This window comes from Stenotrophomonas lactitubi (genome assembly GCF_002803515.1).
Lineage (GTDB): Bacteria > Pseudomonadota > Gammaproteobacteria > Xanthomonadales > Xanthomonadaceae > Stenotrophomonas > Stenotrophomonas lactitubi.
This window is the reverse complement of sequence record NZ_PHQX01000003.1, coordinates 40074-60300: the sequence shown is the minus strand read 5'-3', so window position 1 is coordinate 60300 and position 20227 is coordinate 40074. Positions and strand designations below refer to the sequence as shown.

Sequence of the window (20227 nt, the reverse complement as noted above, 5' to 3'; positions counted from 1 at the left end):
GGTGGGTGCCGACCGTTGGTCGGCACGCTTCTTCAGGGTTCATCGCAGCTGAGAGATTGTGCCGACCAACGGTCGGCACCCACCCAAAGCCGCTACAGCCATTTCAGGCACTCAGGCGAACGGCAGGTCCGCGGCGATGCATGCGGCGCTGATCGCCGCACACGCCTCTTCGATGGCCGGCGTCGTCGGCGCCAACCGCGGCCTGCGATCCAGCGTGCAGGCCAGCCCTACCTCCAGCAGCGTGGCGTGCGCGCCATGCAGCGTCTGTGCGGTGGCTTCGGGCAGGAATCCCGCCGCTGCCAACGCGTCGATCAATGCCGGCGTGGCACGCGGCTGCAGCAACGCAGGTGTCTGCGCACTACGTGCCAGCACGCCGCTCTGCAGCAGGAACTCCAGGTCGACCACACCGCCCGAGCCCTGCTTCAGGTCGAGCCGTGCGGCATCGCTGCGGTCCAGTTCGGTGCGCATGCGCCCGCGCATCTTCACCACATCGGCGTACAGCGTTGCGCGATCACGTTCGCGGCCCAGCGTCTGCGCACGTACCTGTTCGAAATCCTGCAGCAGGCTGGCATCGCCGGCCACGCCGCGTGCGCGTACCAGCGCCTGGTGCTCCCAGGTCCATGCGCGATCACGCTGGTACTCGGTGTAACTGGCCAGCGAAGACACCAGCGAGCCCTTGCCACCGTCCGGGCGCAGGCGCACGTCGATGTCGTACAACCGCCCGGCGGCGGTGACCGCAGCCAGCAGCGCCATCACCTTCTGGGCCAGGCGCGCATACCAGCGGCCCGGCTCCAGCGGGCGCGCGCCATCGCTGGCCTCCAGGCCGGCGGGATGGTCGTGCAGGAACACCAGGTCCAGATCCGAACCGAAGCCCAGCTCCAGTCCGCCCAGGCTGCCGTACCCGATGATCGCGAAGCGGCCGCCGGCAATCACGCCGTGTGCGGCGTGCATATCGGCCTCGGCCATCGCCAGCACGGTGACCACCACCGCCTGCGCCAGTTCGGCCAGTTGCCGGGTGCTGTCGACCGCGCCCTGGCGTCCGTCCAGCGTGGCCATGGCCATGCGGAAGCTCAGCGCCAGGCGCGTTTCATTGAGCCAGCGCAGCGCCGATTCGGGATCTTCCACCGTCAGCACCTGCTGGCATTCGGCCAGCATGCCGGCCGCATCGGGCATCGGCCCGGACACGCGCACGTCCAGCAGTTCGTCCAGCAGCAGCGGATACGCGGCCAGGCGTTCGGCCAGCAATGCACTGCGTGCCAGCACGTCGACCAGGCGCGCGAGCGCGCTCGGCTGTTCGTCCAGCAGCGCCAGGTAACTGGTACGACGCAGCACTGCCTGCAGCAGGCCGAGCACGCGCTTGAGTGCGGCATCGGGCTGCGGTGAGCGGGTGGCAGCGTGCAGCAGTGCAGGCAGCACGCGGTCCAGCCGCGCACGCGCTGCATCGGACAGCGACTTCACGCCCGTGCCCTGGGCGAAATCACGCAATGACTGGTCGGCGCCATTGGCATCGAGGAAACCGGCCTCGGCCAGCAGCGGTGCGTTGCTGCCCTCGGGCAGGCTGCGCCAGTAGTTGGCCAGCGCATCCGGCGCGGCCTGGCCCTTGCGCGGGGCCAGCAATGCAGCGAATTCGGTACTGACGCGCTGCTGCTGCACGGTCAATGCGGCACGCAGCGCATCCCAATCGGCATAGCCGAGGCCGACGGCAATGCGTTCGCGATCCAGTACATCAGATGGCAGCACATGGGTCTGCGCATCGCGCAGCATCTGCAGGCGGTTTTCCAGCCGGCGCAGGAACAGGTAGGCCTCGCGCAACGCGGCGCCATCATCGCGGGCGATCTGCCCGGCGGCGACCAGCGCATCCAGCGCGACCAGCAGCCGCCGCTCGCGCAACACCGGCTCGCGGCCACCGCGAATGAGCTGCAGTGCCTGGCACAGGAACTCGATTTCGCGGATGCCTCCGGCGCCACGCTTGATGTCGTCGTGCATCTCGCGGCGCGCGACTTCGGCGGTGATCGCCGCTTTCATTTCGCGCAGGCCATCGAGCGCGGTGAAGTCCAGGTAGCGGCGGTACACGAACGGACGCAGGGTCTGCAGCCACGCCTCGCCAGCGGCGATATCGCCCGCCACCGCGCGCGCTTTCAACCAGGCATAGCGCTCCCAGTCGCGGCCTTCGCGCTGGAAGTACTGATCCATCGCCGCGAACGACAGCGCCACGCGGCCGGCGCTGCCGAACGGACGCAGGCGCAGGTCGACGCGATGGCTGAAGCCATCAACGGTGGTTTCATCCAGCAGCTTGGCCAAGCGCTGACCGAGGCGGGCAAAGTACTCCTCGGCCGCCAGCGCGCGCGGACCGTCGGATTCACCGCCCTGCACGTAGGCGTAGACCAGATCGACATCGGAACTGAAGTTGAGCTCGCCACCGCCCAGCTTGCCCAGCCCGAACACCACCAGCTGCTGCGCTTGGCCGTGGTCATCGAGGATCACTCCATGGCGCTGGGCGAACTCCTGCTGCAGGGCGTCCAGCGCCAAGCGCAGGCAGTCCTCGGCCAGCGCAGTGGCACCGGCGAGGGTCTGTGGCACGTCGTCCAGCCCGGCCAGGTCGCGCCAGATCAAGCGGGTCGACATCGCCGTGCGCCAGCGCCGCAGTTGTGCCGGCCAGTCGCTGGGCTGCAGTGGGTCGAGCACCGGCGCCGGCAGCGGCGGGCAGCCCGGCGCGGACAGCTGCGCCAACAGGCCGGGCTGGCGCACCAGCGTGTCCATGGCGAAGTCACTGCTGACCGCCAGTTGCACCAGCATCGGCTGCAGCTCGGCCGGGATGGGATCGGGCACTGCCTGGGCCAGGCGCGCCAGTGCGCGGTCAACGAGGGGCTGCAGGGTGGCGGGCAATTCGGCGGGGGCGAGGGTCATACCGTGATTCTCGCGGGGTCGGATCCCTTTGCCAACGGCGAAGGGCTGTGACCCGTTGCCGTGGCCTGTGGGGTCAGAGCCTTTTGCCCTTGGCAAAAGGATCCGACCCCGGCACCGCGCATTCAGCTTTAGCGACAGGCAATAAAAAAGCCCGCTTGCAGCGAACTGCCAGCGGGCTCTGCTCCCTCCCCCACGTCGGGATGCAGGGCCATCGTGCGGTGTACGAAAGTACTTTGCACGCTGCACTGCAAAACAAAACTGACGGGTATGGGAGAGGCCTTGCCGGAAACACCATTCCACGAAGGTAGAACCCCCCGTACGGCAGGGGATGGCCGATAATCGGGATTTCCCCCAGAAACGCTGTCGTCATGACTGTTGATCGCATCGCCAACGCGCGTCTTCGTGACCGCGTGGTCTCCGCCGAGGCCGCAGCCGCGCTGATCCAGCCCGGTGAAACCGTGGCCATGAGCGGCTTTACCGGCTCCGGTTACCCCAAGGCCGTTCCCGTTGAACTGGCCCGCCGCATCGAATCGGTGCATGCCCAGGGCCTGCCCTTCCAGATCAGCCTGATGACCGGTGCCTCCACTGCGCCGGAACTGGATGGCGCGCTGGCCAAGGCCGATGGCATCGCCATGCGCATGCCGTTCCAGAGCGACCCGGATGCGCGCAACCGCATCAACGAGGGCAAGCTGGATTACATCGACATCCACCTCAGCCACGTTGCCCAGCACGTCTGGTTCGGCTTCTACGGCGAGATCGATACCGCCGTGATCGAAGTCTCGGCCATCCGCGAGGATGGTTCGCTGGTGCCGTCCACCTCGCTGGGCAACAACAAGACCTGGCTGGACCTGGCCAAGAAGGTGATCATCGAGGTCAACGAGTGGCAGCCGGCCGGCGTCGATGGCATGCATGACATCTACTACGGCACCGCGCTGCCGCCGCACCGCAAGCCGATTCCGCTGGTCAATGCCAACGATCGCATCGGCGAGACCGCGCTGCGCTGCGACCCGGACAAGATCGTGGCGGTGGTGCGCACCAACGGCCCTGACCGCAACAGCCCGTTCAGCCCGATCGATGCGACCAGCGAGCAGATCGCCGCGCACCTGATCGAGTTCCTGCAGCACGAAGTGAAGCGCGGCCGCCTGCCGGCCAACCTGCTGCCGCTGCAGTCGGGCGTGGGCAACATCCCCAACGCGGTGCTGGCCGGCCTGGCCAAGAGCGGTTTCCGCGACCTGGCTGCGTTCACCGAAGTGATCCAGGACGGCATGCTCGACCTGCTGCGCGACGGCGTGCTGAGCTATGCCTCATGCACCGGTTTCGCGCTGAGCCCGCAGGCCAACGAGACGTTCAAGGAAAACATCGATTTCTACCGCGAGCGCATCATCATGCGCACGCAGGAGATCTCCAACCATCCGGAACTGGTGCGCCGCCTGGGCTGCATCGGCATGAACGGCATGATCGAAGTGGACCTCTACGGCAACGTCAATTCGACGCACGTGATGGGCACGCGGATCATGAACGGCATCGGCGGTTCCGGCGACTTCGCGCGCAATGGTTTCCTGTCCGCATTCCTGAGCCCGTCGACGGCGAAGAACGGCACCATTTCGGCGATCGTGCCGATGGCCAGCCACGTCGACCACACCGAGCACGACGTGTCGGTGATCGTGACCGAACAGGGCCTGGCCGATCTGCGTGGCCTGACCCCGCGCAAGCGCGCGCAGGTGCTGATCGACAACTGCGCGCACCCGGATTTCCGCGCGCAGCTGCAGGACTACTTCGACCGCGCCAGCCGCGAGAGCTACGGCAAGCACACCCCGCACCTGCTGCCGGAGGCCCTGTCGTGGCACCAGCGATGGCTGGATACGGGCACGATGAAGGCTTGAGTATTGCCGGTTCGCCGGGCATGGCCCGGCGCTACCCCGCATCACACCCTGGTAGCGCCGGGCCATGCCCGGCGGATGTGGCGTATCAGCTGCGCAGCGCCGCCAGCGATTCGGCCTGGATGCGCTCGTAGATCTCGAACTCATCGTTCACCGCCGCGCCCAGCGCCTGTTCGAAGGCTTCGCGATTGGCATGTGCGGTGTAGGCGCGCTGCTCGCCACCGCCCAGGTTCGACTGGAAGATGCCTGCGGCGCTGACCGGCAGGAAGTCCTCGTAGACGATCGGATCGGCCGTGGCCAGGCCCGCTGCAACCAGCACTTCGGCCGGCAGATCGGCCACGCGTTCCGGCGCGGCGCGGCCCGCGTCGGTCAGCTGGTAGCGGTAGTAGCCCAGGCCTTCCTGGCGCAGGGTGTCGTGGTCATCCGGGAAGCTGGCGAACACCGCCTGCAGGCGCTGGCCATAGTCACCGCCGGTGCTGCCGGCACCATCGGTATCGCGCGCCTGGGTCAGCAACTGGTCGTACAGCGCGCGGCCCTTGGCGGTCAGTGCCAGGCCGCGCTGTTCGATCTCGCCGAAGCGCGCGGTATGGGTACCGGCGTCGCCGCCCTCGTTGTCCGGGAAATGCACGGCCTCTTCCAAGGCCTTGAAGCTGGTCTGCCGCAGCAGGATCGGGCAGGCGCGACGCGGCGGGCCCTCGATCACCGCCTTGGCGGCCATGCCGTGCTCGATCATCGCCGCCTGTGCAGCGTCGATGTCCAGCGTGCGCGGGGTCAGGTGGTTGATGTGCGGGCCACGGAAGCTGACCACGTCGGCCACCAGCCGGTGCGCCTTGTGCAGGGCGTGGTAGGTCGGAAGATCCACGGTGGCGTCACCATGCCAGCGGAAGGTTTCCAGTGACTGTTCGACGAAGCGCTCGGCATCGGCCTGGGTCAGGCCACCCTCGCGCTCGGCCTGCTCGATCAACGCCAGCGCGTCGTCGGTGAAGATGCGGCGGCGGGCGAGGATCTCAGCCGACTGCGCACGCAGCACCTCGTCTTCGATCAGCTCCAGCCGCAGCAGCGAGGTGAACACGCGGAACGGGTTCAGTGCCAGCGCAGCGGCGGTCAGCGGGCGGAAGGCGGTGGAATGCACCGGCACGCCGGCCACCGACAGATCGTAGTAGCCCACCGGGTACATGCCCATCACCGCGAACAGGCGGCGCAGGGTCGCCAGTTCCTGCGGGGTGCCGACGCGGATCGCGCCATGGCGTTCTTCATCCAGGCGCGCGCGCTCGTCGTTGCGCAGCAGCTGCGCGGCCAGCGCCGGGTCCTGCGCCAGGACCTGCGAGTTGATCCGCTCCACCAGTTCCACCAGCGTGCCGTACAACGGCACTTCGGTGCGGTACATGCGGGACATGGCCTGGGCGAACAGGCGGCGGATCACATCAGGCGAAACGAAAGAGGCGCTCATCAGTCACTCGGTTACGGGAACGGGGAACGGCGAGAACCCGTATTGTCGCCGGAGTGCGCGGCCGCGGCGATACGCAGAGCAACATGAAGAACATCGGTAGCGCCGGGCCATGCCCGGCGGACCCCAGGGCCGCGCTGCGCGCTCGCCGGGCACGGCCCGGCGCTACCTGCCCAGCTGGCGCTTCAGCGTGGCATCGAGGGTGATCGGCCGGTCCCAGTGCTCGTAGCTGGCCACGATGGCGTGGCGCACGGCGCGGTAATGCAGGTTCTGCGGCTTGGCCGGCATCCGCTTCACCACCTCGGCCCAGCCGCCCTCGGGGTCCTGGCTGAAGGCGCGCACGCTGTCGCGGCAGGCCTGGCCACTGGCCTTGGCCCAGAAACAGGCGAAGTAGATGTCACCGGCCTGCCACTGGTGGGTGGTGGCCAGCGCGGCGATGTAGCCGCGCGGTACACCGGCGTAGCGCGATACCTCGTCGAGGAAGGCATCGGGGTAGCGCTCGGCGTAATGGTTGATGTCGGCCAGCTGGGTGTCGACCCAGGCGTCGCCGGTATCCACCTCGTAGGTCGCCGAACGTTCGGCGGTCTGCTGGGCCAGCACGATGGCCGGCGCCAGCAGCAGGGACAACAGCAGCGCGCGCAGTGGCAGTTTCATGACCCGATTCTGCCGCAGCGGGCGCGCCGTGTCAGGCCACGGCGGCGGCCTTGGCCTCGATCGTCGCCAGCGCGGCCGGCCAGTCCCAGGCGGTATCGGCGTTGACCATGCGCGGTTCGTCGTCGGCCACGCCGTGCTGGGTCTCATGCGCCCAGGTCACCGCGTACGGGGTATGGATGCCCCAGCCGCCCAGGGTGATCACCGGTTCGATATCCGAGCGCAGCGAATTGCCGACCATCACGAACTGCTGCATCGGCAGGTCGAATTCGGCCAGTACGCGTGCATAGGTTTCCGGGTCCTTCTCGGACACGATCTCGATGCGCGGGAACAGGTCGGACAGCGCCGCCACCTTGATCTTGGCTTCCTGGTGGAACAGGTCGCCCTTGGTGATCAGCACCACCGGGTACTGCGCGGCGATGGCCGCCACCGACTCGCGTACGCCGTCGATCAGTTCGACCGGATGGCGCAGGGTGTCGTGGCCGATGTCGAGGATGCGCTGGATGTCCTTGGACTCGATGCGCTGCGAGGTGATCTCGATGGCCGCTTCGATCATCGACAGCGTCATGCTCTTCACCCCGTAGCCGAACACGCCGAGGTGGCGCTGCTGCACTTCCAGCAGGTGGCGGGCGGTCTGGGTGTCATGGACGTCGATGTAGCGCGACAGCAGGTCCAGGTAATCCTGCTCGGCCTTGCGGTAGTAGTCCTCGCTCTTCCACAGCGTGTCGTCACCGTCAAAACCGACCAGGCCGATGGCGCGCGAAGGCGCAGGCGTGGAGGTGTTCATCGCCCTAGGATACAGGCGCGGAGATGACGAAAAAAACCCGGGTGGCCGAAGCCACCCGGGTTGCCCATGCACCGGTTGTCCCGAATTCAACCGTGGATCAGCGGCCCTGGCCCGCGGCCGTGCCACCTGCGCCGGCACCCGCCTGCTGGGCGGCCACGTAGGCCTTGTACTCGTCGGCACTCAGCTGGCCGTCCTTGTTGGCATCAGCCTGGTCGAACACCTGCGCAAGGCCCGCATTCACCTGCGCTTCGCTCTTGCTGATGGTGCCGTTGCCATCGGTATCGATGCTGGCCCAGGTCTGGCCACCGCCGTTGGCCTGCGCCGATGCTGCCGCGGCCGCATCGGTCGCCTGGTCGGCCGCCTGGCCTGCCTGTGCCGCCGCCTGCTGGGCCTGCGCCGCTTCGTTCTGTGCATGCGCGGCCTGCTGCTTGGCCGACTGCGCCATCGCCGGGATGGCCAACACGCTGCCGGCGGCGACGATCAGGGCGATCAGGGGCTTGCGGTTGCGAATAGTCATCTGGGGTGTCTCCTGAGGGGTGGTAGTGCGCGGTCGTTGTCTCCGCACGGCACCTACCCTGCCACCGCGTTTCTGAATCGATTTTGCGCGGCGATCGCCGCGAACACGCATGGTTAACCACTCACCCGGACGCATGCTTTAGCGCGGTGGTTAGTGCGAAGTGAGCAGGGAGTAAGACGAGCATTCAGCGCTACCGGATTTAACCGGCAACGAACGAAAAACCTGCGTCAGTCGACGGTTTTTTCCGATGACCGCGAACTGAACAACACCCATCCCAATGCAACACCGGAGAGCGCACCGGCGATTTCCAGCACCACGCGGCTGCCCAGTTCGTTCGGATCGTGGATGGTGGACAGGAACAGGCGCGCATACAGTGGCGACTCCAGCCGCACGATGCCCATGTAGAACAGCTTCCAGGCGTCGATGCCGGCGGAGATGATCACCGCGATGACGCACGACCAGCCGATCGCATGGCCCACGGTCCAGTGCAGCAACCGGCACAGGTGGTGCCACAGGAAGTACACCAACAGGCCGACCAGCAGGGCGATGAGGCCCGCTTCAAGCGTACCGAGCAGGCCGAAATGCAGGGGAAGGTTCATCGGGCGGGGACGCAGGAGAAGGCGGCCAGTGTAAGGGGTATCGGCAGGGCTGCGCCCTGCACCTGCAGATGCCGAAGCAACGGCAACAGCAGGCATTCCGTGGGGTGGCGGGGCGGTGTCGGAGTGCGGGGACGCCGTAAACCCATCCCTGGGGGCTTGGCAGCCGCATCCATGCGGCTGACACCCCGCAATCCGACACCGCCCCACCTTCGACAGATTCCCGCGATCGGGTAGATCCACGCCATGCGTGGATGAATCTCCATCGAAATCGAATATCTCGACAATTGATCGAAGAGCATCCACGCATGGCGTGGATCTACGTGTCGACCAAGGTCGACACCCACCAACAGCAGCGTGGTCGACACCCACCAAGCGCAGGCCATGCCATTCCGACAGATCGCGGAGACCTGTCGAAGGCGGGGTGGGTCCGGTTGCGGGGGTGTAAGCGCCATGGATGGCGCGCCCAAGCCTCCATGGATGGATTCACGGCGTCCCCCGCAACCGGACCCACCCCGCCATCCCACGGAATGCCCGCTGTTGCCGTTGCCGTTGCTCTGGCTTGAGGCTTCGGCAGGTGCAGGGCGCAGCCCTGCCGACACCCCTACCGCACTGGCACGTCGTAGGCAGTACCGGCATCCGGCTCGGGTTGCATCGTGTAGTGCCACCACTCCTGCGCATAGTTGGCGAAACCACGCCGCGCCATCGCCTGCACCAGCTGCTGGCGGTTGGCGTTCTGTGCATCACTCAAGCCCGGCGTCTGCGTATGCGCGCGTGGGCCGAAGAAATCGAAGTCGGTGCCCATGTCCATCGGCGTGCAGCGCCCGCTGCGACAATCCAGCAGGCCAAGATCCACGGTGGCACCGCGGCTGTGGCCGGAACGCTCGGCGATGTAGCCGTCGCTCAGCAGCTGCGGCTTACCCAGATCCGGATACTGCAGCGCCTTGCGCGACTGTTCCTGCGGATCACTCACCCAGGCCATGAACGCCTGCACCGCGCGCACCGGGCGGTAGCAATCGTAGAGGCGCAACGCAAAGCCCTGCGCGCGCAGGTCGCCCTCCACATCGGCCAACGCCTTTGCCACTGGCGCCAGCAGATAGCATGCAGGCGCCTCATAGCCGGGCACGGGCGCAGCGGTGAAGTTGTTGGCACCGGCATAGCGGATGTCCATCTCGATGCGCGGCGACAGCATGCGGATCTCCACCAGTCCCGCCGCAGTGGCGTCGGTGGCGGGCGAGATGCGTGGTGACTCAGCGGCGTGGGCCGCCGGGGCCAGGGCAATCGCCAGTACGAGTGAAATGCAGGTCCTGGAAGTCATAGCTGAAGTCGATCTCCGGATCGATGGCGCGCAGCTCCAGCGTCGGCGTGTCTGCGCCGGGATTCAGCCACGCCTGCGCCGAGGGTTCCAGCGTATCCCACCGCAGCAGCCAGCGCCCCTCTAACTGCTGCACCGTTGCCTGCAGCGCGGGCGACTTGTCCACGCTGAAGCGCAGGCCGTTGGCGGTGGGACACAGCGAGGCAGGGCCCAGCCAGGGATCGAGGTAGCGTCCCTGCCATTGCGCCAGATCGGTGGCAGCAGCCGGTTGCGCAGCCCGGGTGGAAGGCGCACGACTGCCCGTGGCAGCACGCACGGCCCGTTCGGCGGCCAGCTCGGCCAGGTAGTACCCCACATGTTGCGCGTCTTCCGGCGCGGTGAACTGTTTCAGCGTCGACTGCATCAGCGCGGTACGCGCGTCTTCGGCCTCGCCGTTGATCAGCATCACCACACCGAACTTGCGATCCGGCAGCAGCGCCAGCGAGGAATACATGCCCGACAGCGTACCGGTGTGCGCGACCTTCCAGTGCCCATCCATGTCCGACACCCGCCAGCCCAGCCCATAACCGTAGAAACGGGCGTTGTCCCAGTCGCGTTGGCGTTCGCCCAACGGCATCGGCATGTGCAGTGTCCACAGCATGCGGCGCTGCTCGGCGCCCAACCACGCCGGTGCCAGCGACGGGTCCAGCAGCACCTGCATCCAGCGCGTCATGTCGCGCAGCGAACAACGGATGCCACCAGCCGCCATCGACGTCAGGTCGGGGCTGAGCGCTCCATCACCACCGGCCACCACGTTGCGGCCATCGCGCCGCACATGCGGTTGGGCGACATTGCCGACCTGCTTCACCGACCATGCGCCCACCTGGCAACGGGTCATGCCCAGCGGTTCAAACACCCGCTCGCGCATCAGCTGGTCATAGGGCTTGCCACCGGCGGCCGCAGCCACCTCACCGGCAACGACATACATCAGGTTGTCGTAGGCGTAACCGCTGCGGAAGCTGGTGACCGGCTTCAGGTGTGCCAGCCCGGCGATGACATCGCTGCGGGTGAAGGCATTGGGCTCAGGCCACAGCATCAGGTCACCGGCACCCAGGCCGAGGCCACTGTTGTGGATCAGCAGATCGCGTACCTGCAGGTGTTCGCCCACCCACGGGTCATGCATGCGGAACGCCGGCAGGTGACGCTGCACCGGATCATCCCAATGCAGCTTTCCCTGTTCCACCAGCGTGGCCAGCAGCGCGGCGGTCATCGCCTTGCTGTTGGAGGCGATCTTGAACAGCGTGTCGTCGTCGATGCGGCCGCCGTCACCGCGCACCCCTTCGGTGTGGCGATAGACCACCTGGCCATCCTCGACCACCGCCATCGCCAGCCCCGGCAGGTGCTCGTGCTGGTCCACGAAAGCGATGTCGGCATCCAGGCGTGCGCTGTCCACCGCCTGTGCAGGGGCGGCGGCAAGCAGCGCGGCGAAGGTCAGCAGGCGATACACGTCCGGTCTCCATCGGCAGCGCCGGGCAACGCCCGGCACTGCGCATCCTCGTCGATCAGAAGTTCCAGGTCACCACCAGCTGGGTGTAGCGCGGGGCCTGCCAACGGGTACCGGTGGCGAAGGTGTTCTCGCGGTACTGGCCAGGCTGCGCTTCGTAGCGCTGGTGCACGTTGATGGTCTTCTGGTTGTTGAAGATGTTGTACACCGAGAGTCGGGCACTCAGGTCGATGCCCTCCACCGGCAGGCGCCAGGTCACGTTCGCCCCCATGGTCCAGGTCCACGGCAGGCGACCGAAAGCACCACGCGGGCTGTATTCGAACTGGCGTTTGTCATACGGGTCGGAACAGTTGGCCACGCACAGCCAGCCGGTGCCACCGCCACTGCCTTCACTGGACGTGCTGCCGCCGGCAATCGAATCGTTCGGCCACATCACGCCATAGGCAGTGATCGGGCCGCCAGACTGCACCTGCAACGTGGTACCGAACGACCACTGCTTGTTCAGTGCATACGCAGCACGCAGCTTGAACTGGTGACGGAAGTCGTTGAACAGCACGCCGTAACGTTCGTTGGTGGCCGGGTGATCCCAGAACTGGACCATGCCGGTGTCGCCATAGTTGGTATCGGAGTTCACCGGCCCTTCGAAATTGCCCTCGCTCTTGGACCAGAGGTAGGACGCGTTGAGCATCCACTTCTCGTCCCACGCGCGGTCGATCTGGAATTCCAGCGCCTTGTAGGTCCGCTTCGGCTTGGAATAACCGATCACCTCGCCGCTGCCACCCTTGCGATAGCCGCTGTTGGCGGTATCGATGGTGATCCAGCCTTCGTTGGCGCAGCCGATGCTCTTGTCGCCCCAGATCGTCAGGCTCTCGCCCGGGTTTGCGATCGGCCACAACGTGCTCGGCGTCGGTCCGCACGGGGTGTAATTGATGCGGATGTCATCCAGTGCGCGGGTCATGCGCCGGTAGGTCGCGTTGACGCCCCACGACCAGGCCTGGTTGATCATGTTCTGGAAACCAAGGATGTACTCGTCCTGGTAGACCGCCTTCAGATCCTTGTCCACGCTCTGCCGCAGGTCGGCACCACCGGTGTTCATGCGGGTGTCGGTCGGCCCGACCTGCTGGCCGATGACCGGCGCCATGTACGCCGAACCGGTGGGCGAGGTCTTCCGTTCCCAGCCCTCAAGCACGTAGTAGCTGTACTCGTCGGTCAGGCCGCCGGCGAAGTTGACGTTGATATTGTTGGTCACCGGCAGGTAGTAACGGCCCGCGTTGCCGAACACCTTGGTGCTGCCGTCGCCCTTCATGTCCCACGAGAAGCCTACGCGCGGCGCGATCAGATCGTCCATCTTGATGAACGCCTTGCCGGCGGCGGTGCGGTTTTCGAAGCGGTCCCAGCGCACGCCAAGGTTCAGCATCAGGTTCGGGGTGATGTTCCAGATGTCCTCCAGGTAGAAGGCATTGGCTTCGGTCTCGAACTTGCCGCCGGATTGCCGGTTGCGCGCACGCAGCATCTCGGTGACACCGGCCGGCACGTAGCCATTGGCGCCGTCCCACACTTCATCCCCGGGACGCGCCACGTAGGCGGTGTAGCTCAAGGCGGTCGGCCCGGGATAGCGGGTGGTCTGGTCGGTGGTCATCAGCTCGCGGTCAACGCCGAAGCGCAGCAGGTGGTCTCCCAGCTGCCATTCGAAGTCCAGGCGCGCCACGTCGCGTGTGTCATCACGTTCGGCCACGGCAGTCCCGGTCGGATGGCAGCCGGCGCGCAGGCCCTGCAGCTTGGACAGGCGGGTGCCATAGGTGCTGTCGGTGAACACCGGGCTGCAGGCCTGGTCCAGCGACGAGTTGGTGAACGCGCGCTGGTTGTTCTGGCCGACCATCGCGCGGGCGGTGAAGTTCTGTCCGAAGTGACCGGTGTAGGTCGCTGACCAGTTCTTGCCGCCAGTCTCGGTGATCGAATCACCGCCCCAGTCGCCGAGACGATTGTCATCCCAGGCATAGGCGTAGGACGCATTGGTGACATCGCCTTCATCGGAAAATGCCAGCAGCGCCAGGCTGTGGTTGTCATTGATGTTCCAGTCCAGCTTGGTGCCCCAGAACCCATTGCCGGACTTGTTCTTGAACCAGGTGCTGCCATCGGACGAGGTGTTGTGGCCGCGGTCGTTGCGGTCCTCGTACATGGCGAACAGGAACAGCTTGTCCTTGATGATCGGCCCAGAGCCCCAGACGTTGGTCTTCAGGAACGAATTGTTGTCGCGGCTGCCGTAGGAATGCGGGGTACCGTCGCGATGGAAATGGTCGCCGCCGCTTGAGCGCCCCGCGCTGGGCTCGGCAGTGACTTCCACGCCGCCCTTGAACTCGTTGCTGCCCGAGCGTGTGACCGCATTGATCACGCCGCCGGTGGAACGACCGAACTCGACCGAGTAGCCGCCGGTCTTGACCTGGAATTCATTGAAGAACGCGAACGGTGCCGTGCTGAAGCCGCGGCGCGTGTACATGTCGGTGACGTTGAGGCCGTTGATGAAGACTGCGTTCTCGGCCACCGAGGAACCCGCAAAGGACAGGCCGCCGAACGAGGAGTTACCGCCGACCACACCCGGTGCCATCAGCGCGACAGCGGACAGATCCTGTGCCACCGGCAGCCGGGAAATCTCCTGCCGGTTGATGTTGAATGAGGTCTCGGTGGAATAGACGTCCACCCGGTTGATCACGCGGGTACCGACCACCTGCAGCGCATCGAGGTTGGTGACACCGCCGCCACTGGCCAGGTTGACTGTGGTGGTGCCGCCGACAGCGACGCTGACCGCCACCTGTTCGCCCAGTGTCTGGCCATCGCGGCTGAGCTGCAGCCGGTAGTCACCCACCGGCAGCTGGCCGAGGCGGTAGCTGCCATCGGCACCGACGGTGACCGTCCGGGTCAGACCGGTGCCGGCATTGACGACGGTGATCTGGTCGCCCGCGGTCGCGCGGCCGGCAACGGCACCCGACACGTTCTGGGCCATGGCCGTGGTGGGCAGCATGATGCCCAGACACGTCCCGAGGGCGACGCACAAGGCCGCCCGCTTGATGTTGTAAGCCTTCATCCCCTGCTCTCTCCTGCAAGAATTGAATGGTGGTGGGGTGGTGTGTCGCGCTAGCGTTGCCCGGCTGGCAGTACCCGCCACTGGAAGTCGTAGCTCCATTGGTCGAAGTACAGGTTGCCGCCTGACCACTCGGCCTCGCCGCGCTGCGAGTCGACCGTTTCCGAGCGGTAGTGCTTTTTGGCCGGCACGAAGGCCTGGCCGAAATCGTCGTTGAACGCGATGCGGTAGCCATCGAGGCCACCGAGGTAGAAATCACGCAGCGCGGGCGTGTCGCTGGCCAGCGCACCGGTGGTCACATCCATCGGCAGCCAGCCATACGGCGCCAGGTAGACCTGTCCCCAGTCGTGCAGGTTGTTGTAGCCGCTGCCATCGTCGGAATACACCATGCCCGACTGCCAGCGCGCGGGAATGCCGTTCATGCGCAGCAGGGCGATCAGCAGCAGGGTCTGCTGCCCGCAATCGGCGTGGCCGGCACGCAGCGCGTAGTCGCTGATGTTGCTGATCGTCGAGTACTCACGCGCCCCTGCCCACGGAATGCGGTCGACCGCCGCGAACAGCCTGCGTACCACTTCATATGGGCGTGTCTCGCCCTGCAGCACCTGGTCGGAGAACAGCTTCAACGCCGGGGTGAAGCGCACGTGCGGCAGCTGCTCGGCCAGATAGGGCTTCAATGCAGGATCATTCGGCGTCGACTGCACCTTGGTCGCGTCGATTGCCGTGTGGCGCGCGAAGATCGTCACCGCATAGCGGATTTCAAAGTGCGTCGGCTTGCCAGCGACGGCCTTGGCTTCCAGATAGGCGGTGCGCTGCTGGATGCTGGCCGGGGCGATGCGCGCCTTGCCCGGCGAACTGGCAATCCACTGCACGCGCTCCTGCTGGCCGGGAATCTCGCGCGGGTACGGAATCCATGCACGTACGGTTTCGCCGGCCGGCACGGTGTCGGCCTTGACCGTGAGCGACTGGGTGAATTCGATGCGCTGCGGCAGCACAGATGTCGTGCCGCTCTGTTCGGAGACAGCAACCACGCGTGCATGATGCGCATTGAGCACTTCATTCGGGCCGGGCGGTGGCATAGGCGCATCTGCCCGACGACGCGCACGCGCCTCGTCGCTGAGCAGGAACAAGTTCGACGGTGCGCGCTTGAAGTACCAGCGCGTGCCGTCGATATCGTAGTGCTCGATCAACCCCTGCTGGTCCCAGCGCGCGAACTCCTCGTCGGTCAGGTTGGGAATCCAGCGACGCACGGCGGCCTTGGCTGCGGCTTCGTCGAGGCTGAAATCCATCTTGATGCGGCGCATGCGCTCGTACTGGAAGTCGGCGGGTGCGGGCACTCCGTCTGCGGCGAACGTCGCATCGACATCCCTGAAGCGACCGCTGTCGACCAGATCGATCAACCGCGTTTCCTGCTCACGATCGACGGCACTGCGCTGATCCGCGGCCGGTGCCGCCCACGCCCACAGCAGCAGCGCGGCGCATAGTCCGGCAGCGACAGGCAGAGACGGTTTGCGAACGGCAGGATCCACAGCGACACTTCCCAAGCGCGGGTGGTAACGGCTGTGTAACACGGGCCGGGGGACCGGTCAATAATTTATTCTTGCTTTCGTCGCCAAAAGGAATAAATATTCCAAAAGGCATTCGAGGAGGGTGTGCAGCGCATGATCCTGGCTTCCCGCGAACCGCGTCGGCACTGGCCGCGCAGGTTGACCCTGGCGCTGGCCCTGGGCCTGCTGGCGGTACCGGCCTTTACTCAGGCAGCCACGCCTGCACCCGACCCCGGCGCACCGCTGCCGTACGTGATCGGCCTGCATGAGGCCTACCTCACCCCGGATTACTGGGCCGCACGGCTGGACAACGCCGACGCACCGATCCTGGATCGCGCGCAGATCAATGCGCAGAACGCGCGGATGCGCACCCAGGACAACCACATCCAGGACATCGCCACGCTGCCCGCACAGCTCAGCGCCACGCAGGTGCGCGACAGCATCGGCGCGCTTTCAAGCTGGCCCAAGCGGGCGCTGTATGACGAGAAGGGCCAGGCCATCGCCCCCGGCCTGCGCACCGCAATTGAAGCCAACCTCGGCCTCGACGCGGTTCCTGCGCAGGTCGCACCGTCGTACGGGCTGGTGGTGAAGCGCGCCGCGCTGCGCACCTTCCCCACCCGTCAGCGTGTTTTCAGCACCGTCGGCGACACCGATATCGACCGTTTCCAGGAATCGGCGCTGTTCCCCGGTGACAAGGTAGCCGTGGTCCACCGCAGTGCCGATGACCGCTGGCTGTTCGTGCACAGCGAGCGCTACAGCGCCTGGATCGAAGCCGATGCCGTGGCCAGTGGTGACAAGGCCACGGTGCTCGGCTACGGCGCGAAGGGCCCGTACCGCATCGTCACCGGTGCCACCGCGCACACCGCCTACACACCGGAAGAACCGCGTGTATCGCGCCTGCAGCTGGACATGGGCGTGCGCCTGCCGGTGCTGGCCGACTGGCCCGCCGCCGAACCGGTGAACGGGCAACAGGCACACGCTTCGTGGGTGGTGCAGCTGCCGGTGCGCGAGGCAGATGGCCGCCTGCGCCTGGTGCCGGCGCTGCTGCCACGCTCGCAGGACACCGCCGCCGACTACCTGCCGCTGACTCCGCGCCTGCTGCTGCAGCAATCGTTCAAGTTCCTCGGCGAGCGCTACGGCTGGGGCCACGACTACGACACCCGCGACTGCAGCGGATTCGTGTCGGAGATCTACCGCAGCTTCGGTGTACTGTTGCCGCGCAATACCAGCGCACAGGCGATCAGCCCCGCGCTGGACCGCCTGCCGTTCACCAGCAAGGACAGCAAGGCCGTGCGCGACCGCGCCGTCACCGATCTGCAGGTGGGCGATCTGGTCTACATCCCCGGCCACGTGATGATGGCCATCGGCCACATCGACGGTCGCACCTGGGTGATCCACGATACCGCGGGCGGCAGCTGGTTCGGCGCCGACGGCAAGCGTGTGCAGGCCCATCTCAATGGCGTATCGGTCACGCCGCTGGAGCCGATGATGGCCAGCGACAGCGTCCGCTACATCGACCGCATCACCAACATCCAACGCCTGCGTGCCAAGAATCCCTGAATGAAGATCACTGCCATCGAACTGGGCATGCTGCGCGTGCCGCTGAAAACACCGTTCAAGACCGCGTTGCGTACCGTGGAGACCGTGGAAGACGTGGTGGTGCTGATCCGCACCGACACTGGCCACACCGGCTACGGCGAGGCGCCGGCCACCGCGGTGATCACCGGTGACACGCACGGCTCGATCATCGAAGCGATCCGCCACTTCATCGCCCCGCGCCTGATCGGCCAGGAGGTGGTCAACCTCAACCGCCTGTGCACGCTGGTGCAGACCGCGATGGAGCGCAACACCAGCGCCAAGGCGGCGGTGGAAATCGCGCTCTACGATCTGTGGGCGCAGCTGCATGGCGCGCCGCTGTACCAGATGCTGGGTGGCGGCGACCCGGTGATCACCACCGACATCACCATCAGCGTGGACTACATCGACAAGATGGTGGCCGATTCGCTGTCGGCGATCGAACGCGGCTTCGAGTCGCTGAAGATCAAGGTCGGCAAGGACATCGGCGTGGACATTGAGCGGGTCAAGGCAATCCATGCCGCCGTTGAAGGCCGTGCACTGCTGCGCCTGGACGCCAACCAGGGCTGGACCGCCAAGCAGGCCGTGCATGCGATGCGTACGCTGGAAGAAGCCGGCGTGGTGCTGGAGCTGCTGGAGCAACCGGTCAAGGCCGCCGACATCAGTGGCCTGAAGTACGTGACCGACCGGGTCAACACCCCGGTGATGGCCGACGAGAGCGTGTTCAGCCCCAGCCAGGTCATGGACCTGATCCAGCAGCGCGCCGCCGACATCATCAACATCAAGCTGATGAAGACCGGCGGCCTGTCCAACGCGATCCGCATTGCCGACATCGCCGGCATCTACGGCGTGCCGTGCATGATCGGCTGCATGATCGAGTCGAGCATCAGCGTGTCCGCGGCAGTACATCTGGCGGTAGCCAAGAGCGATGTGATCACCAAGGTCGACCTGGATGGCCCATCGCTGGGGCAGTTCGATCCGGTCAGCGGCGGCGTGCGTTTCAACGAGTCGGAAATCAGCATCAGCGATGTGCCGGGGCTGGGCATCACCGAAGTGCGGGGGCTGGAGATGCTGGGTTGATTTCTGCCTTGCCGCTGGCCTGGCGTACAACTGACTTTTGGTCGGGCGTTACTTTTCTTTTCGCGAAAAGAAAAGTAACCAAAAGAAACGCTCCGCCGGCCGCGAGCCGACGTGCTGCGCACGCCAGTGCCCTGCGCTCCTCGGTCCGCCGAGGGACGGCGCGGAACTCGCTGCGCTCAGACACCCGCGCCTCTTCGCCCTCGCCGGACCTGCGGTGCTCAGCTCGCTTGAAGGCGGACTCAACAGCAGCTCCGGGTAGATCCACGCCTCGCGTGGATGCTTTTGCCTTCGCTTTTGATTCTGCCCTTCACCGTATCCCTTTCGCGGCTGGCACGCGCGCGATCTGTCCGGGGTCGGGCGGGTGGGATTTGCAGGGGTGTCCGCGCCAAGGATGGCGCGGCCAAGCCTCCATGGACGGATTCACGGCGTCCCCTGCGAATCCCACCCGCCCGACCCATCGCATGAAACGCTCTACGCAGCCAACCGCAACGCGCCTACACATGTCCGGACGCCCCGCATGCCGCCCCTGCTGAAAATCCGCACCGAGCGCGGGCAGATGTCGGCCATCGAACGCCGCATCGCCGACTTCATCCTCGACAACGCGCACCTGCTGCGCGATTACTCTTCGCAGCAGCTGGCCAGTGCCCTGGGCATCAGCCAGTCCAGCGTGGTCAAGTTCAGCCAGAAGCTCGGCTTCAAGGGCTACCCGGACCTGAAGTACTCCATCGGCGAGGACGTCGCCCGCGCCGGTGCCGACCCGCAGCAGGCACCGGCCGCACCGGACATCAGCGATGACTACCTGCGCCTGGGCGATGCCCTGCGCCGCAGCAAGGCGCAGGCCGAGGAAGAAACCCGCCAGGCCAACCCGCGCGAGGAGATCGAACGCATCGTGCAGCTGCTCGACGGCGCGCCGAAGCTGTTCGTCCACGGCCTCGGTGACGACGGCCTGTACGCACGCGAATTCGCCATGCGGCTGTCTTTGCTCGGCCTGCTGGTGGTGCCGCATACCGATCCGATCCTGATGCTGGCCAACCTGTCGGCGGCGCGTCCGGGTGATGTGCTGTTGATGTTTTCCGAGTTCGGCAACCTGCCACAGCTGTCACAGCTCTCGCGCCAGTTCCAGGACATGGGCGGCAAGGTGGTGTCGATCACCCGCCACACCGCCAACCCGCTGCGCGCGCATGCCGATGCGGCGCTGGTGGTGTGCGCCCACGACCGCGCGCCGCAGGTGGCGCAGCTGCTGTACCGTAGCGCCATGCACGCCCTGCTCGATTTCCTGTTCGTGCTGCTCTGCCACGCCAATCCGGATCGCCAGCAGCAGCTGGCGGTGAACCTGGAACGGATCGATCACCTGCTGGATTCCTGA

The 20227-nt window shown here is 66.2% G+C and carries 14 protein-coding genes; 4 read left to right on the top strand and 10 right to left on the bottom strand.

Annotation, left to right across the window (positions count from 1 at the left end; translation table 11 throughout):
- Positions 1–111: 111 nt before the first annotated feature.
- Entirely contained in the window at positions 112–2907 is a 2796-nt protein-coding gene (glnE, locus tag CR156_RS21805) for a bifunctional [glutamate--ammonia ligase]-adenylyl-L-tyrosine phosphorylase/[glutamate--ammonia-ligase] adenylyltransferase (protein ID WP_100554565.1), read from the bottom strand.
- Positions 2908–3275: 368 nt separating this feature from the next.
- Between glnE and CR156_RS21800 the strand changes: the two genes are divergently transcribed.
- A complete protein-coding gene (locus CR156_RS21800; protein WP_100554564.1) occupies positions 3276–4790 on the top strand; it encodes an acetyl-CoA hydrolase/transferase family protein in 1515 nt (504 codons plus the stop codon).
- 85 nt (positions 4791–4875) lie between these two features.
- Here CR156_RS21800 and hglS read toward each other — a convergent pair whose 3' ends face one another.
- The 9 genes from hglS to CR156_RS21750 form a co-directional block, all read right to left on the bottom strand.
- Positions 4876–6237: a 2-oxoadipate dioxygenase/decarboxylase HglS gene (hglS, locus tag CR156_RS21795; RefSeq protein WP_100554563.1), complete on the bottom strand. Its 1362-nt coding sequence runs from the start codon at positions 6235–6237 to the stop codon at positions 4876–4878.
- Positions 6238–6399: 162 nt separating this feature from the next.
- Entirely contained in the window at positions 6400–6888 is a 489-nt protein-coding gene (locus CR156_RS21790; RefSeq protein ID WP_100554562.1) for a hypothetical protein, read from the bottom strand.
- 31 nt (positions 6889–6919) lie between these two features.
- Positions 6920–7672: an HAD family hydrolase gene (locus CR156_RS21785; protein ID WP_100554561.1), complete on the bottom strand. Its 753-nt coding sequence runs from the start codon at positions 7670–7672 to the stop codon at positions 6920–6922.
- A 97-nt stretch (positions 7673–7769) separates the two neighbouring features.
- Positions 7770–8189, bottom strand: a complete 420-nt coding sequence (locus CR156_RS21780) for an EF-hand domain-containing protein (protein WP_100554560.1) — start codon at positions 8187–8189, stop codon at positions 7770–7772.
- 227 nt (positions 8190–8416) lie between these two features.
- Positions 8417–8788: a hypothetical protein gene (locus tag CR156_RS21775; protein WP_025878234.1), complete on the bottom strand. Its 372-nt coding sequence runs from the start codon at positions 8786–8788 to the stop codon at positions 8417–8419.
- Positions 8789–9389: 601 nt separating this feature from the next.
- Positions 9390–10103 carry a M15 family metallopeptidase gene (locus CR156_RS21765; RefSeq protein WP_100554558.1) on the bottom strand — a complete coding sequence of 238 codons (714 nt, stop codon included), beginning with the start codon at positions 10101–10103 and terminating at the stop codon, positions 9390–9392.
- Positions 10036–11586, bottom strand: coding sequence for a serine hydrolase domain-containing protein (locus CR156_RS21760; protein ID WP_100554557.1), 1551 nt, complete (start codon positions 11584–11586; stop codon positions 10036–10038). The genes CR156_RS21765 and CR156_RS21760 overlap by 68 nt, the downstream gene beginning before the upstream one ends.
- Positions 11587–11641: 55 nt before the next feature.
- Positions 11642–14665, bottom strand: a complete 3024-nt coding sequence (locus CR156_RS21755) for a TonB-dependent receptor (RefSeq protein ID WP_100554556.1) — start codon at positions 14663–14665, stop codon at positions 11642–11644.
- A gap of 50 nt (positions 14666–14715) precedes the next feature.
- Complete coding sequence (locus CR156_RS21750) at positions 14716–16188, bottom strand: transglutaminase-like domain-containing protein (protein WP_100554555.1); 1473 nt, start codon at positions 16186–16188, stop codon at positions 14716–14718.
- Positions 16189–16320: 132 nt separating this feature from the next.
- Here CR156_RS21750 and CR156_RS21745 point away from each other — a divergent pair, with 132 nt between their 5' ends.
- The 3 genes from CR156_RS21745 (at position 16321) to CR156_RS21735 (ending at position 20227) form a co-directional block, all read left to right on the top strand.
- The gene (locus CR156_RS21745; protein ID WP_100554683.1) at positions 16321–17766 is read left to right on the top strand and encodes an SH3 domain-containing protein; all 1446 of its coding nucleotides are present in this window, start codon (positions 16321–16323) and stop codon (positions 17764–17766) included.
- Positions 17767–18861 carry a dipeptide epimerase gene (locus CR156_RS21740; protein ID WP_100554554.1) on the top strand — a complete coding sequence of 365 codons (1095 nt, stop codon included), beginning with the start codon at positions 17767–17769 and terminating at the stop codon, positions 18859–18861. It abuts the gene before it with no gap.
- 517 nt (positions 18862–19378) lie between these two features.
- The gene (locus CR156_RS21735) at positions 19379–20227 is read left to right on the top strand and encodes a MurR/RpiR family transcriptional regulator (protein ID WP_100461502.1); all 849 of its coding nucleotides are present in this window, start codon (positions 19379–19381) and stop codon (positions 20225–20227) included.

Bases quoted from the DNA above. Each gene is read 5' to 3' on its own strand.
- CR156_RS21740 (WP_100554554.1), top strand. From the start codon at position 17,767: ATGAAGATCACTGCCATCGAACTGGGCATGCTGCGCGTGCCGCTGAAA.
- CR156_RS21735 (WP_100461502.1), top strand. From the start codon at position 19,379: ATGCCGCCCCTGCTGAAAATCCGCACCGAGCGCGGGCAGATGTCGGCC.
- CR156_RS21775 (WP_025878234.1), bottom strand. From the start codon at position 8,788: ATGAACCTTCCCCTGCATTTCGGCCTGCTCGGTACGCTTGAAGCGGGC.
- CR156_RS21745 (WP_100554683.1), top strand. From the start codon at position 16,321: ATGATCCTGGCTTCCCGCGAACCGCGTCGGCACTGGCCGCGCAGGTTG.
- glnE (WP_100554565.1), bottom strand. From the start codon at position 2,907: ATGACCCTCGCCCCCGCCGAATTGCCCGCCACCCTGCAGCCCCTCGTT.
- hglS (WP_100554563.1), bottom strand. From the start codon at position 6,237: ATGAGCGCCTCTTTCGTTTCGCCTGATGTGATCCGCCGCCTGTTCGCC.
- CR156_RS21800 (WP_100554564.1), top strand. From the start codon at position 3,276: ATGACTGTTGATCGCATCGCCAACGCGCGTCTTCGTGACCGCGTGGTC.
- CR156_RS21765 (WP_100554558.1), bottom strand. From the start codon at position 10,103: ATGACTTCCAGGACCTGCATTTCACTCGTACTGGCGATTGCCCTGGCC.
- CR156_RS21785 (WP_100554561.1), bottom strand. From the start codon at position 7,672: ATGAACACCTCCACGCCTGCGCCTTCGCGCGCCATCGGCCTGGTCGGT.
- CR156_RS21755 (WP_100554556.1), bottom strand. From the start codon at position 14,665: ATGAAGGCTTACAACATCAAGCGGGCGGCCTTGTGCGTCGCCCTCGGG.
- CR156_RS21780 (WP_100554560.1), bottom strand. From the start codon at position 8,189: ATGACTATTCGCAACCGCAAGCCCCTGATCGCCCTGATCGTCGCCGCC.
- CR156_RS21790 (WP_100554562.1), bottom strand. From the start codon at position 6,888: ATGAAACTGCCACTGCGCGCGCTGCTGTTGTCCCTGCTGCTGGCGCCG.